We start from the raw sequence: 13,480 nt of genomic DNA, 5'->3' as shown, positions 1-13,480 counted from the left end.
CGTATTTGTTAATCATTGACCGAATGCAAGTCAGCCCTTGATGAGCTACTACTGACAGGCTTGATCACATGGTCCTGACAGGAGTTACCCAATGCTGGCTCACTGGCTTCTTGCGGCGCTTCACCTATTGGCATTCGGTCTGGGGTTTTGGGCGGTGTTGACCCGAGGTACGAATTTCCGGCGCCTGGCGACTGGCGCAGGGCAGGCTCGCAGCGTGTTGATCGCTGACAATCTCTGGGGGATTTGCGCGCTGATCCTGTTGGTCACCGGTGGTATGCGCGCTTTTGGCGGGTATGAAAAGGGTACGGATTATTACCTGCACCAGCCGTTGTTCCACCTGAAGATGACACTCTTCGTTTTGATTTTGCTGCTCGAAGTGGCGCCGATGGTGACGCTGATCAAATGGCGGGTGGCGCTGGCCCGCGGCGCGGCAATCGACACCGGGCGCGCGACGCTATTCGCACGGATCAGTCATGTGGAGGGTTTGCTGATGTTGCTGATGGTTATCGCGGCCACTGGCATGGCGCGTGGTTTCACGTTCGGTTAGACAGAAGAGTTGAGGCGGGATAGGGCTTTGCGGCACATGAATCTTTAGCCAGCCGTCGTTGCAGGGCCAACGGGCTGGCTACTGACTGCACCAGGATTCAAGGGGTCGGCGGTTTCGCCGGAGCGGTCAGGCCAGCCTGAATGCGCTGATAGATTTCTTCACGATGCACCGCAACGTCCTTTGGAGCGTTGATGCCAATCCTGACTTGCTGACCGCTTACGCCGAGGATGGTGATCGTAATGTCATCACCAATATTTATGCTTTCACCGACTTTGCGGGTGAGTATCAGCATGGTCTTCTCCTTAATTGCTTCGTGGGGCACCTGATTCGGACAGTGCAGAAGTCGGTGGTATGTATAGATTAGTGCGAACTCTCACGGTTTGGGTGCCTCTTTCTGACGCGCAGATACAGCATTAATTCCCAAGGCGTAACTATACAGAGGCCGCATCCATCATTCTCGTTGTTTTGCGCCCATTTTGCGGCACTCGGGAAGTATCCATGAGTGCTAAAATCCGCGCTTTTAGCCTTCAGAGGAAAACGCTGTGCGCAAAATGGTCTTGGTAATGGCGGTATTGGCACTGGCGGGTTGTGGTGATGACAAGCGTACCGAGGCACCCAAGCCCGCGCCGGCCACGCAAGTCGCACCGGCTCAGGCGTCGGCACCGCAATGGGATCTGGAAGTGCGCGGAGCGACGCCCCAGGCTGTGAGCGACCTGAGCGGCTGGATGATCGAGCACCAGTTCATGGCCAATGTCATCCGGGAAGCCGATGGCAAGACCCGAATCCTGATGGGCCCTTACGCCTCGAAAGCTGAAGCCGAAGCCAAGCAGGCAGAAGTGAACGCAGCGATCGTGCGGGCTAAGAAACAGAATATCGAAGTGCTGGTTCTGGAACGTCCTGCGGCTCAGTAAGGCATTGACAGCAGCGTAGAGTCAGTAAAAACACAAAGGCCTCGGAAACAAATCCGAGGCCTTTGTGTTTTCAGGCGGCGGTCAGCCGCAGGTTTTCATGTCGACGGGACCGACAAACTCGTTGCCGCGTCCCATGACGCATGCCACGCGTTGATTGCGTTGACGTTCCCAGGCCTGGGCCGGATAGGTCTTGTTCCAGGCCTCATACAGTTGCCGATCCTGTTTCGACAGGCGCAACCCATACTGCTTGCTCATGTAGAAATAAGTCCGGGCGATCATCCCGCGAATGGATGGGCGCGGCATGACCTTCTTCGCCTTGAAGTCGATCTGAGTCAGGCACGAACCGTACTGACCCGATTGCTCCGGCAGCCAGCCAAAGCTGAAATTACTCCGATCGCCGTTCACCTCACCTATGCTCGGCACCAGGTTGTGCAGGTCGGCCTCGGCCTTCTGATAGACCGAATCGTAGCGTGTGCAGTTCTTGCGTCCGCCTTCCTGCCAGCACTGGCGCTGATGGCCGATCTGCCAGGCCGGGACAATGTGTTCCCACTCGATGCGGGCCGCGCGCTTGGCATTCTTGCGCGGCACATAACCGCAGGCCGCCAGGTTGACCTTGTTGCCCGTGTACTTGCAGCCGCAATAGAACTCGGTGGACTGAGGCGCATACAGTTTCCAGGCGACTTTCTTGGCTTCAGTGAAGGTGCGCGGCGCCTCGGCCTGGGCGCCCACGGTGAACAGCAAAAACAGCAAACTCAAACAGCGGACACTCTTCAACTCAATCTTCCTTCGGCACAACCCAGAAAACCTGCACACCGCCGTCGTCGCGATAGGCGAGGGTGACGTTGTCGTTTTCATCGATCTCTTCGAGCAGGCGCTCCCATTCATCCATCGGCTCGTCCGGCAGGCGGAAAATCAGCGCGGCCTTGGCTTTTTGAGCGGTGGGGGAGTTGATGATTTTCTGAACGCGCAGGCCCATGCGGACATAGGCATCAGCGGAAGCGGAAGTGGAGTCCATCGAATTATCCTTATTAAGCTGTACGTGCATACAGTATTTAACTGTAGGCATTTTCGCAACTGCTTAAAATTCAAGAGAATCCTCTGACAGCAACTTTTTCCATTCGATGTAGGACAACGAGAATTTTTTTGCAGGAAGGTGCCACTCGCCAAGGCCGGCGAGTGGCGGAACCGGTGCCCGAACGGAATCGCTCGGGCGAGGGCGAATCAGTATTCCCAGAACATCCGCTGCAGCTCTTTGCTGTCGTTGGTCTTGGTCAGGGCGACCATCGCCAGGATGCGAGCCTTCTGCGGGTTCAGGTCATGGGCCACGACCCAGTCGTACTTGTCGTCAGGCTGCTCGGCGTTGCGCAGTACAAAGCCGCCGGCGTTGACGTGGGAAGAGCGGATGATTTGCACGCCGTCCTTGCGCAGTGCCTGCAGGGTAGGGACGACGCGCGAAGAGACCGAACCATTGCCGGTGCCGGCGTGGATGATGGCCTTGGCACCCGATTGAGCCAGTGCCTTGTAGGCGGTGTCGCTGACGTTGCCGTAGCCGTAGGCGATTTCCACGTCGGGCAGGCTCTTGATGGACTTGATGTCGAACTCGGAATCCATGGTGTGACGCTTGGCCGGCAGGCGGAACCAGTAGGATTTGCCTTCAACCACCATCCCCAGCGGACCCCAGGCGCTCTTGAAGGCCTCGGTCTTGATGTTGACCATCTTGCTCACATCGCGACCCGACTGGATTTCATCGTTCATGGTCACCAGCACACCTTTGCCGCGCGCCTCTTTGCTGCTGGCCACGGCCACGGCGTTATACAGGTTGAGCATGCCGTCAGCCGACATGGCCGTACCCGGGCGCATGGAACCGACCACGATGATCGGCTTGTCGGTTTTTTCCACCAGGTTCAGGAAGTAGGCGGTTTCTTCCAGGGTGTCGGTGCCGTGGGTAATCACGATGCCATCGACGTCATTGCTGTCGGCCAGTTCCGCTACGCGACGGCCCAGTTGCAGCAGGTTTTCATTGGTGATGCTCTCGGAGGCGATCTGCATCACCTGTTCGCCGCGAACGTTGGCCAACTGGCCCAGTTCCGGCAAGCCGGCGATCAGTTTGTCGACGCCGACTTTCGCCGCTTGATAGGTCGCGCTGTTGGCGCTGCTCGCCCCCGCGCCGGCAATGGTGCCGCCGGTGGCAAGGATCACCACGTTGGCCAGTTTCTGTTGGGTTTCGGCTTCTTTTGCCTGGGAGGCAGTCGGCAGTAGCAGCAGGAGGGCGAGGGCACCCGGAAGGATGGTTTTGAAAGCAGATGTCATTATTTTTCTCTCTAGTGGTGACGGTGCAGATGCAGGTTCATCTAGATGCGCCCAAACGAATCTGAACGTTTGGAGGCATTGTTGAAGAGCAGGATCTGTACCAGTCACATCCTGTGTAGAGAAAAGCGTTTAACTGACTGATTTGTTTGTGTTTTTAAACAAACTGAAAGAAGCGCTGCGAGCCTGCTCCGTCCGGGTTTCCGACCGCACGCCGCGATTTCGTTCGGCTCCCCGAAAACATCTTTGTAAATCCTTGCTAAAGAAACCGCTGCCTTGGCCGATGCCGCTGTAAAGGATCTTTTTATCAGGAAGTTCACATGTCGCTGACTATCGGTTTTCCACAAGCATCGGTCATCAATATCGGCGGCAAGCCTGCTTCGACGACCGACACCTTGAGTGAATCGACTTCGGACACCGCCGCGCAAAGGTTGGGGGTGGAGGAGGAGGAATCCACCATTCTGGGCAAGGACATCAACCGCACCGAGAAAGCCGAAAGCGCCGACAGCAACCAGAGCCCGACCGTGAAGGAACTGCTCAAGCGCATGCGCGAACTGCAGGAGCAATTGCGCGAGCAACAGCAGCAACTGGCGGCGACTCAGGCCGCGTCGTTCCCGACGCCGGAAGCGAAAACCACAGCGATCATGGCGATCCAGGCGCAGATCATGTCGACGACTGCGGCACTCATGCAGGTGGTGGCCAGTCTGGCGAAGGAATTGGCGGGCTCCGGAAACGTCGTCAACACTACGGCATGATGTACGTTCGTCTCCCGACTTCGACAGGAGCAATTCCTGTCGTTGACAAATTTCGACAAGATTCGCATAGTTCGGTCTACGCAAACGTTTGCGAGATGTTTCCGGTGAGCAAAAGCTGCCGGTGAACACCAAGCAGTTTACGTCAGCAAGCGTTGCTCACAATAATCATAAGACCGGAGTAAATCCATGAAGCTGCCATTCGCTGGACGTCTTCTCGCTGTCGCTATGCTGGCTGCCGCCTCCGCCGCGCTGCCAGTCTCTTCCGCATTCGCCCAATCCCCGGAAAAACCCAAAGTCGCGCTGGTCATGAAATCCCTGGCCAACGAATTCTTCCTGACCATGGAAGACGGCGCCAAGGCCTACCAGAAAGACCACTCCGGCGAATTCGAACTGATTTCCAACGGCATCAAGGACGAGACAGACACGACCAACCAGATCCGTATCGTCGAGCAGATGATCGTTTCCAAAGTCGATGCGCTGGTCATCGCGCCCGCTGATTCCAAGGCCATGGTGCCGGTGATCAAGAAAGCGGTGGATGCCGGTATCACCGTGATCAACATCGACAACCAGCTCGACCCTGCGGTACTCAAGAGCAAGAACATCAACGTTCCTTTCGTAGGCCCGGATAACCGCAAGGGCGCGCGCCTGGTTGGTGACTATCTGGCCAAGCAGCTCAAGGCCGGTGACGAAGTCGGCATCATCGAAGGCGTTTCCACCACCACCAACGCCCAGGCCCGCACCGCAGGCTTCAAGGATGCGATGGAGGCGGCGCAGATCAAAGTGGTTTCCGTGCAGTCCGGTGACTGGGAAATCGACAAGGGCAACAAGGTTGCCGCGGCCATGCTCAGCGAATACCCGCAAATCAAGGCCCTGCTGGCCGGTAACGACAGCATGGCGGTCGGCGTGGTTTCCGCCGTGCGCGCCGCGGGCAAGGCCGGCAAGGTGCAAGTGGTCGGCTACGACAACATCAATGCCATCAAGCCAATGCTCAATGACGGTCGCGTGCTGGCCACGGCCGATCAGTTCGCTGCCAAGCAAGCGGTATTCGGCATCGAGACTGCTCTGAAGATCATCAAGGGCGAAAAAGTCGACAGCGCCAATGGCGTGATCGAGACGCCGGTAGAGCTGGTTACCAAGTAAGCCTCTGGCGACACACTGGCGCTCGTCCGTCCGGGCGAGCGCATGGAGAGTTTTATGTCCGTTCATGCCCCGAACGCTGTCCTGTCGGTCAGCGATATCGGCAAGACCTATGCCCAACCGGTTCTGACCGGCATCGACCTGACGCTGATGCGCGGTGAAGTGCTGGCGTTGACCGGTGAAAACGGCGCCGGCAAAAGTACGCTGTCGAAGATCATTGGCGGGCTGGTCACGCCGACCACCGGCCAGATGCAATTCCAGGGGCAGGATTACCGCCCCGGCAGCCGTACCCAGGCCGAAGACCTGGGCATCCGCATGGTCATGCAGGAACTCAATCTGCTGCCGACGCTTTCGGTGGCGGAAAACCTGTTTCTCGATAACTTGCCCAGCAACGGCGGCTGGATCAGTCGCAAGCAATTGCGCAAGGCGGCAATCGAAGCCATGGCCCAGGTCGGGCTCGATGCCATCGACCCGGACACCCTGGTCGGTGACTTGGGCATCGGTCACCAGCAAATGGTCGAGATCGCCCGCAACCTGATCGGCGATTGCCACGTGCTGATCCTCGACGAACCGACCGCGATGCTCACCGCCCGCGAAGTCGAAATGCTGTTCGAGCAGATCACCCGCCTGCAGGCCCGTGGCGTTTCCATCATCTATATCTCCCATCGCCTCGAAGAACTGGCCCGGGTCGCCCAGCGCATTGCGGTGTTGCGCGACGGCAATCTGGTGTGCGTCGAGCCGATGGCCAATTACAACAGCGAGCAACTGGTCACGCTGATGGTCGGTCGCGAGCTTGGCGAACACATCGACATGGGCGCGCGCAACATCGGCGCCCCGTTGTTGACGGTCAAGGGCCTGAGCCGCGCCGACAAGGTGCGCGACGTGTCCTTCGAGGTGCGAGCCGGCGAGATCTTCGGCATTTCCGGTCTGATTGGGGCAGGGCGCACCGAGTTGCTGCGCCTGATCTTCGGCGCCGATTCCGCAGACAGCGGCACCGTGGCGCTGGGTTCGCCCGCGCAGGTGGTCAGCATTCGCTCCCCGGTGGATGCGGTGGCTCATGGCATTGCCCTGATCACCGAGGACCGCAAGGGCGAAGGCCTGCTGCTGACGCAATCGATCAGCGCCAACATTGCGCTGGGCAACATGCCCGGCATTTCCAGCGGCGGATTCGTCAATCAGGGCGATGAAACGTCCCTGGCCCAGCGCCAGATCGATGCCATGCGCATCCGCAGTTCCGGCCCGGCACAGTTGGTCTCGGAACTGTCCGGCGGCAACCAGCAGAAAGTAGTGATCGGCCGCTGGCTGGAGCGCGACTGTTCGGTACTGCTGTTCGACGAACCGACCCGAGGCATCGACGTCGGCGCCAAGTTCGACATTTATGCACTGCTCGGCGAGTTGACCCGCCAGGGCAAGGCGCTGGTGGTGGTGTCCAGCGACCTGCGCGAATTGATGCTGATCTGCGATCGCATCGGCGTGTTGTCGGCGGGGCGCCTGATCGACACCTTCGAGCGCGACAGCTGGAATCAGGATGACTTGCTTGCCGCCGCATTCGCCGGCTACCAAAAACGTGATGCGCTGCTCAACGAAGCAGCGCCTGGGGACATTCGATGAAAACCGCATCTTCTGCCGGCAAACGCAGCGGCAATTTTTATGGCCTTGGGACTTACCTTGGCCTGGCCGGTGCGTTGCTGGCGATGGTTGTGCTGTTCTCTATCCTGAGCAGCCATTTCCTGTCCTATGACACCTTCAGCACCCTGGCCAACCAGATTCCCGACCTGATGGTGCTGGCGGTCGGCATGACCTTCGTGTTGATCATCGGCGGCATCGACCTGTCGGTGGGCTCGGTGCTGGCGCTTGCCGCGTCGACGGTCAGCGTGGCGATTCTCGGCTGGGGCTGGAGCGTTCTGCCGGCGGCTCTGCTGGGTATGGCGGCGGCTGCTCTGGCCGGCACCATCACCGGTTCGATCACCGTGGCCTGGCGCATTCCGTCGTTCATCGTGTCCCTGGGCGTGCTGGAAATGGCCCGTGGCGTGGCGTATCAGATGACTGGCTCGCGCACCGCTTACATTGGCGATGCTTTTGCCTGGCTGTCCAACCCGATCGCCTTCGGTATTTCGCCGTCTTTCATCATCGCCTTGCTGATCATTTTCATCGCCCAAGCCGTCTTGACCCGCACCGTGTTCGGTCGTTATCTGATCGGCATCGGTACCAACGAAGAGGCGGTACGTCTGGCGGGTATCAATCCCAAGCCCTACAAGATTCTGGTGTTCAGCCTCATGGGCCTGCTGGCCGGGATCGCGGCGCTGTTCCAGATTTCCCGCCTGGAAGCGGCGGACCCGAACGCCGGCTCCGGCCTGGAACTGCAAGTGATCGCCGCCGTGGTGATCGGCGGCACCAGCCTGATGGGTGGTCGCGGTTCGGTGATCAGTACTTTCTTCGGCGTGTTGATCATTTCGGTGCTGGCGGCGGGGCTGGCGCAGATCGGCGCCACCGAGCCGACCAAGCGCATCATTACCGGCGCGGTGATCGTGGTCGCGGTGGTGCTCGATACTTATCGCAGTCAACGCGCAAGCCGGCGGAGCTGAGTCATGGCAACAATCAAAGATGTGGCGGCACTGGCGGGGATTTCCTACACCACGGTTTCCCATGTGGTGAACAAGACCCGGCCGGTCAGCGAAGAGGTGCGGATCAAGGTCGAGGCCGCGATCAAGACCCTCGACTACGTGCCCAGCGCGGTTGCCCGGTCGCTCAAGGCCAAAACCACGGCCACCATCGGTTTGCTGGTGCCCAACAGTCTCAACCCGTACTTCGCCGAACTGGCCCGGGGCATTGAGGACTACTGCGAGCGCAACGGCTATTGCGTGATCCTCTGCAACTCCGACGACGACCCGGACAAGCAACGCAGCTATCTGCGCGTGTTGTTGGAAAAGCGCATCGACGGGCTGATCGTTGCATCAGCCGGCGGCGATAGCGGATTGGCCGAAGGCCTGGCGGGTGTGCGTACGCCGATGGTGATCGTCGACCGCGGACTGGAAGGCGTCGATGCCGATCTGGTGCGGATCGATCACGAATACGGTGCCTACCTGGCGACTCGGCATCTGCTGGAGCTGGGCCATCGCGACATCGCCACCATCAGCGGTCCTGCAGCCACCAGCGTGGCGCAGATGCGTCTGGCCGGTTTTTGCCGGGCATTGAAAGACGCGGGGCTGAAAGTGCCCGCCGAACGCATGGTGGAAAGCGACTTCACCAGCACCGGCGGCTACAACGCTGCCGCTACGTTGCTGGAAGGCAAGCCGCCGAGTGCGATTTTCGCCGCCAACGACATGATCGGTATCGGCGTTTTGCGGGCCGCCGCCGAACGCAACATCCGCGTCCCGACGGAACTGTCGGTGATCGGCTTCGACGATATCCAGATGAGCCGTTATGTCTACCCGGCATTGACCACCGTGGGGCAGTCGATCCTGCAACTCGGCGAGATGGCCGCCGGCGTGCTGCTGCGCCGGATCGCCACGCCGGCCCTGGCTACCGAGCAACGAATCGTGACGCCGAGCATCGTGATGCGCGAATCGACTGCGCCGCTGGCCGGTGTGTTCACCGAATACCGCTAAAACCGAATGAATGAGTAGTGAGAAATGCCAGCAAAAGTAGTGGTGATAGGCAGCCTGAACATGGACCTGGTGACCCGGGCGCCACGGCTGCCGCGAGGCGGTGAAACGCTGATCGGCCAGTCGTTCGCCACGGTATCGGGCGGCAAGGGGGCGAATCAGGCCGTGGCCGCCGCGCGACTGGGAGCGCAAGTGTCGATGGTCGGCTGTGTGGGCAGCGATGCCTATGGCGCCGAGCTTCGCGCGGCCTTGATGGCCGAGCAGATCGATTGCCAGGCGGTCAGCACCGTGGCCGGTTCCACCGGCGTGGCGCTGATTGTGGTCGACGACAACAGCCAGAATGCGATCGTGATCGTGGCTGGCGCCAACGGCGAACTGACCCCAGCCCTGATCGGATGCTTTGATCAGGTCCTGCAGGCTGCCGATGTGATCATCTGCCAGCTGGAAGTCCCTTATGCCACCGTGGGCCACGCGCTCAAGCGCGGTCGGGAGCTGGGCAAGACCGTGATCCTCAATCCGGCGCCGGCCAGCGGTCCACTACCGGCGGACTGGTACGCCAACATCGATTACCTGATTCCCAATGAGAGCGAAGCGTCGGCACTCAGCGGCCTGCCGGTGGATTCCCGGGAGACGGCTGAAACAGCCGCGACGCGCCTGATCGAAATGGGCGCCGGCAAAGTGATCATCACCCTCGGTGCCCAGGGCGCGCTGTTCGCCGATGGCCAGCGCTTCGAGCATTCTCCTGCGCCGACGGTGAAGGCGGTCGATACCACCGCCGCGGGCGATACCTTTGTCGGTGGTTTCGCTGCCGCGTTGGCCAGCGGTAAAAGTGAAGCCGAGGCGATCCGTTTCGGGCAGGTCGCCGCCGCATTGTCGGTCACCCGGGCTGGCGCGCAACCCTCGATTCCTACCTTGTCCGAAGTCCAGGCGTTCAATACACCATGAAAAAGACTCCCTTGCTCAACGTCGCGTTGTCGCGACTGATCGCCTCCCTCGGCCACGGCGACAAAGTAGTGATCGGCGACGCGGGGCTGCCCGTGCCGCCGGGCGTTGAACTGATCGACCTTGCCCTGACCCATGGCGTACCGGATTTCATCGGCACCCTGAAGGTCGTGCTCAGCGAAATGCAGGTCGAAAGCCATGTCCTGGCCGAGGAAATCCTGCAGAAGAAACCGACGGCCCTGGTGACCTTGGACGAGCTGAATGTCGAAGGTGCGCTGGGTCGGCGCGAGTTGCTCAGTCACGAGCAGTTCAAGGTGCTCAGTCGACAAGCAAAAGCGGTTGTGCGCACCGGTGAATGCCAGCCGTACTGCAACATCGTGCTGGTCGCCGGAGTGACGTTCTGACGGATTGTTGTTTTCCATTTTGCGCAAGGAGTGCGCCATGTATCGTTGTGCCCGCAAACTGCATCACCTGTTTCGGAGTCTGCTGCTTTTGTCCCTGATGACCGCCACTGGCGCCCATGCGGCGGAAAAAATCGATCTGATCATCGACACCGATCCTGGTGCCGACGATGTGGTGGCCTTGCTGTTCGCGCTGGCCTCGCCGCAGGAGCTGAACATTCGTGCGCTGACCACCGTTGCCGGCAACGTGCGCCTGGACAAGACTTCGCGTAATGCGCGGCTGGCGCGGGAGTGGGTAGGGCGCGAGGACGTGCCGGTTTACGCCGGCGCGAAGAAACCGATGATGCGCACTCCCATCTACGCCGAGAACATTCATGGCGTGGAAGGGCTGTCGGGCGTGCCTGTCCATGAACCGAAAAAAGGCCTGGCGGAAGGCAACGCCATCGATTATCTGATCGATACGCTGATGGCGGCCAAGCCTCACAGCATCACCATCGCCATGCTCGGGCCGCAGACCAATCTGGCGCTCGCATTGATCCAGGAGCCGGGCATCGTTCAAGGCATCAAGGAAGTGGTGATCATGGGCGGTGCGCACTTCAACGGCGGGAATATCACGCCGGTGGCCGAGTTCAACCTGTTCGCCGATCCGCAGGCGGCCGAGGTGGTACTCAAGAGTGGCGTCAAACTGACCTATCTGTCGCTGGACGTGACCCACAAGATCCTCACCAGCGAAGCTCGCCTGAACAAGATCGCTGCGCTGAACAATCACGCCAGCAAGCTGGTGGTCGATATTCTCAATGACTACATCAAAGCCGACATGGCGCACTACGGCATTCCGGGTGGCCCGGTGCATGACGCGACGGTGATCGCCTATCTGCTCAAGCCCCAGTTGTTCACCGGGCGCGAGGTGAACGTGGTGGTCGATAGCAGTGAGGGCCCGGCGTTCGGCCAGACCATCGTCGACTGGCACGACGGCCTCAGGGCGCCGAAAAATGCGTTTTGGGTCGAGGGCGGCGATGCCGATGGTTTCTTCGATCTGCTGGTGGAGCGTCTGGCGCGGTTGAAGTAGCAGGTTCTTATGCCGGGTCCGCTATGCGACACTGGGTCTTTGAGGACTTTTCAAGGATTGCGCTGTGCAGATCGATCTGAACAACCCTGACGGCTTGACCCTTGAAGCCGTGCGTCAAATGCTCGCGTCGGCCAGCGACAATGAGCACACGCAACTGCGTGTGACCAAGGGTGGCATCGCCTATATTTCATCGGGAGTCGTCGGCGGCACCGATATCGATGGCTTGCTGTTTCGCCTGGAAACCTGGGCCAAGGGCTCGGGTTATGTCGGCCGGGTCGCCGCCAGCGACGAGGTCTGGGTCATGCAGATTTTCAATGCGCTGAAGCAGAATTGGCCCAAGCCGGCGTTCGACTATATCGACGTCTATTGAGCGCTGTTCATATTCAGTCACGATTGCAGTGTGAAGGGCGGGGCGATGGTCAGGCAAACTCGCCGTTTATCATCGATAACGGCCTGTGAAACCAATCGCCGTATTGGCGGTCGCAAGATCTCAGCTTATCTCTGGAAATAAGGAGGCTTCATGCCTTGGAAGTTCGCGTCATTGGGTGCTTTGTTGGCCGTTGCCATGCTGTCGGGCTGCAGCACGGGTACATCCGAGTCGACCACAAACCCTGAAACGACGACTGACTCGGGTCATAGCCGTTGTGAGGCCAAGGCGGCCGAATTTGCCGTTGGCAAACAGGCTTCGCCCGAACTGCTGGAGCAGGCGCGTACCCGTTCCGGTGCGCAAATGGCCCGGTTCCTCCAGCCTAACGACATGATCACGCTGGAATACCGTTCCGACCGTCTGAACCTCAACACCGATGCCAGTCGGGTCGTGATCCGCGTCAACTGCGGCTGATCATCCGGACGTTTGCATCACCCACAAAAAACCCCGTCACATGGACGGGGTTTTTTAGTGCGCCTGGAAATTACTCTGGGCGAACTTGAGCAGCTTGCATACCCTTTTGGCCTTTCTCAGCCACGAAGGATACGGTTTGGCCTTCTTTCAGGCTTTTGAAACCGTCGCTTTCGATAGCTTTGAAGTGTACGAACAGGTCGTCACCGCCACCTTGAGGAGTGATGAAGCCGAAGCCTTTTTCATCGTTGAACCATTTAACGGTGCCGGTTTGGCGATTAGACATGGTGTATCTCCAAGAAACATATATTTTCAGTAGTACTGTGCTGCTCAGGCCAACTGGGCACACCCGGGTATCATAGTCGAAATGTTCGCTTTGGGAGCCCCCCGAGGCAGCTGTTTGCCCTACAGTCGCACATTCTTTGTTGCCCGTTATCGCTGAAAGCCCCGTTTTAAAAGGCTTTCAGCCGAACGTAAAGACGATAAAAAAAGCTGTAAAACCTGCATAAATCACAGGAAAAATGACCTTTCCGGGACTTTTTCCCCTCGGAAAACCCGTTTGCAGGCTCGGTCAGGCTTATTTTTTCGCCGGATTGTTGGCCTTGCACTTGCTGATCTGGGTCAGGGCCTGTTGTTTCAGGGCGTCACTGGCCTGGTTGTCCATCAGGGCCTGTAGGTCCTTGGCCGGGTACGATTTGATCGCGTCGGCCCCGCAAGCGCAGTGGGCTTTTGCCGCGGCTGCACCGATCTGTTGCTCGGCAGCCTGGGTGCACTGCGCCATATACTTCTCGCGCTCGCCCTTGGGCCAGTCGGCGTGGGCGGCCAGCGGTAGCGACAGAACGATAGGTGCGACTACAGCGAATAAACGATTCAGACGCATGCCGGGATGCTCCTTGTGGGTCAATGTCTTGTTATCTGAGGGGTAAAGCGGCGATCTAGTTCATCACTCTGGCATAAAAACGCCGGAT

General features: G+C 59.3%; 18 protein-coding genes. 12 read left to right on the top strand and 6 right to left on the bottom strand.

What is annotated here, in order from left to right; genetic code table 11:
* The first annotated feature begins 91 nt into the window (after positions 1-91).
* Positions 92-547 (top strand): DUF2214 family protein, encoded by a 456-nt coding sequence (locus K9857_RS04790; RefSeq protein WP_224533719.1) that lies wholly within the window; start codon positions 92-94, stop codon positions 545-547.
* A gap of 97 nt (positions 548-644) precedes the next feature.
* Here K9857_RS04790 and csrA read toward each other — a convergent pair whose 3' ends face one another.
* A complete protein-coding gene (gene csrA, locus K9857_RS04785; RefSeq protein ID WP_077044507.1) occupies positions 645-839 on the bottom strand; it encodes a carbon storage regulator CsrA in 195 nt (64 codons plus the stop codon).
* Positions 840-1,089: 250 nt separating this feature from the next.
* Between csrA and K9857_RS04780 the strand changes: the two genes are divergently transcribed.
* Positions 1,090-1,458 carry an SPOR domain-containing protein gene (locus tag K9857_RS04780; RefSeq protein ID WP_175377519.1) on the top strand — a complete coding sequence of 123 codons (369 nt, stop codon included), beginning with the start codon at positions 1,090-1,092 and terminating at the stop codon, positions 1,456-1,458.
* Between the two features lie 81 nt (positions 1,459-1,539).
* Here K9857_RS04780 and K9857_RS04775 read toward each other — a convergent pair whose 3' ends face one another.
* From K9857_RS04775 to K9857_RS04765, 3 genes are all read right to left on the bottom strand, one after another.
* Entirely contained in the window at positions 1,540-2,232 is a 693-nt protein-coding gene (locus K9857_RS04775) for an endonuclease I family protein (protein WP_318011743.1), read from the bottom strand.
* 1 nt (position 2,233) lies between these two features.
* A complete protein-coding gene (locus K9857_RS04770; protein WP_175377517.1) occupies positions 2,234-2,473 on the bottom strand; it encodes a DUF1654 domain-containing protein in 240 nt (79 codons plus the stop codon).
* 206 nt (positions 2,474-2,679) lie between these two features.
* Positions 2,680-3,768 carry an asparaginase gene (locus tag K9857_RS04765; RefSeq protein WP_224533717.1) on the bottom strand — a complete coding sequence of 363 codons (1,089 nt, stop codon included), beginning with the start codon at positions 3,766-3,768 and terminating at the stop codon, positions 2,680-2,682.
* A gap of 317 nt (positions 3,769-4,085) precedes the next feature.
* Between K9857_RS04765 and K9857_RS04760 the strand changes: the two genes are divergently transcribed.
* The 10 genes from K9857_RS04760 to K9857_RS04715 all read left to right on the top strand — a co-directional run bounded on the left by K9857_RS04760 (position 4,086) and on the right by K9857_RS04715 (position 12,515).
* Entirely contained in the window at positions 4,086-4,520 is a 435-nt protein-coding gene (locus tag K9857_RS04760) for a hypothetical protein (RefSeq protein WP_224533716.1), read from the top strand.
* A 186-nt stretch (positions 4,521-4,706) separates the two neighbouring features.
* Complete coding sequence (locus K9857_RS04755) at positions 4,707-5,660, top strand: sugar ABC transporter substrate-binding protein (RefSeq protein ID WP_175377514.1); 954 nt, start codon at positions 4,707-4,709, stop codon at positions 5,658-5,660.
* Positions 5,661-5,714: 54 nt separating this feature from the next.
* The gene (locus K9857_RS04750; RefSeq protein ID WP_224533715.1) at positions 5,715-7,268 is read left to right on the top strand and encodes a sugar ABC transporter ATP-binding protein; all 1,554 of its coding nucleotides are present in this window, start codon (positions 5,715-5,717) and stop codon (positions 7,266-7,268) included.
* Entirely contained in the window at positions 7,265-8,242 is a 978-nt protein-coding gene (locus K9857_RS04745) for an ABC transporter permease (protein ID WP_224533714.1), read from the top strand. The genes K9857_RS04750 and K9857_RS04745 overlap by 4 nt, the downstream gene beginning before the upstream one ends.
* Before the next feature lie 3 nt (positions 8,243-8,245).
* Positions 8,246-9,265 (top strand): LacI family DNA-binding transcriptional regulator, encoded by a 1,020-nt coding sequence (locus K9857_RS04740; RefSeq protein ID WP_224533713.1) that lies wholly within the window; start codon positions 8,246-8,248, stop codon positions 9,263-9,265.
* Between the two features lie 24 nt (positions 9,266-9,289).
* On the top strand, positions 9,290-10,207 hold the full coding sequence (rbsK, locus tag K9857_RS04735; RefSeq protein WP_224533712.1) for a ribokinase: 918 nt from the start codon (positions 9,290-9,292) through the stop codon (positions 10,205-10,207).
* The gene (gene rbsD, locus K9857_RS04730) at positions 10,204-10,608 is read left to right on the top strand and encodes a D-ribose pyranase (protein ID WP_224533711.1); all 405 of its coding nucleotides are present in this window, start codon (positions 10,204-10,206) and stop codon (positions 10,606-10,608) included. Before rbsK ends, rbsD begins: the two co-directional genes overlap by 4 nt.
* A 37-nt stretch (positions 10,609-10,645) precedes the next feature.
* Complete coding sequence (locus K9857_RS04725) at positions 10,646-11,674, top strand: nucleoside hydrolase (RefSeq protein WP_224533710.1); 1,029 nt, start codon at positions 10,646-10,648, stop codon at positions 11,672-11,674.
* A gap of 64 nt (positions 11,675-11,738) precedes the next feature.
* Entirely contained in the window at positions 11,739-12,044 is a 306-nt protein-coding gene (locus K9857_RS04720; protein ID WP_224533709.1) for a hypothetical protein, read from the top strand.
* A 150-nt stretch (positions 12,045-12,194) separates the two neighbouring features.
* Positions 12,195-12,515, top strand: coding sequence for an I78 family peptidase inhibitor (locus tag K9857_RS04715; RefSeq protein WP_224533708.1), 321 nt, complete (start codon positions 12,195-12,197; stop codon positions 12,513-12,515).
* 70 nt (positions 12,516-12,585) lie between these two features.
* Here K9857_RS04715 and K9857_RS04710 read toward each other — a convergent pair whose 3' ends face one another.
* Both K9857_RS04710 and K9857_RS04705 read right to left on the bottom strand, forming a co-directional pair.
* Positions 12,586-12,798 (bottom strand): cold-shock protein, encoded by a 213-nt coding sequence (locus K9857_RS04710; protein WP_003179963.1) that lies wholly within the window; start codon positions 12,796-12,798, stop codon positions 12,586-12,588.
* A gap of 291 nt (positions 12,799-13,089) precedes the next feature.
* On the bottom strand, positions 13,090-13,392 hold the full coding sequence (locus K9857_RS04705) for a hypothetical protein (protein WP_224533707.1): 303 nt from the start codon (positions 13,390-13,392) through the stop codon (positions 13,090-13,092).
* Positions 13,393-13,480 lie beyond the last annotated feature (88 nt).

This window comes from Pseudomonas sp. REP124 (assembly GCF_020164475.1).
Taxonomy (GTDB): Bacteria; Pseudomonadota; Gammaproteobacteria; order Pseudomonadales; family Pseudomonadaceae; genus Aquipseudomonas.
Note: the sequence above shows the minus strand (reverse complement) of the source record. Positions and strands in the feature narration are given on the sequence as shown.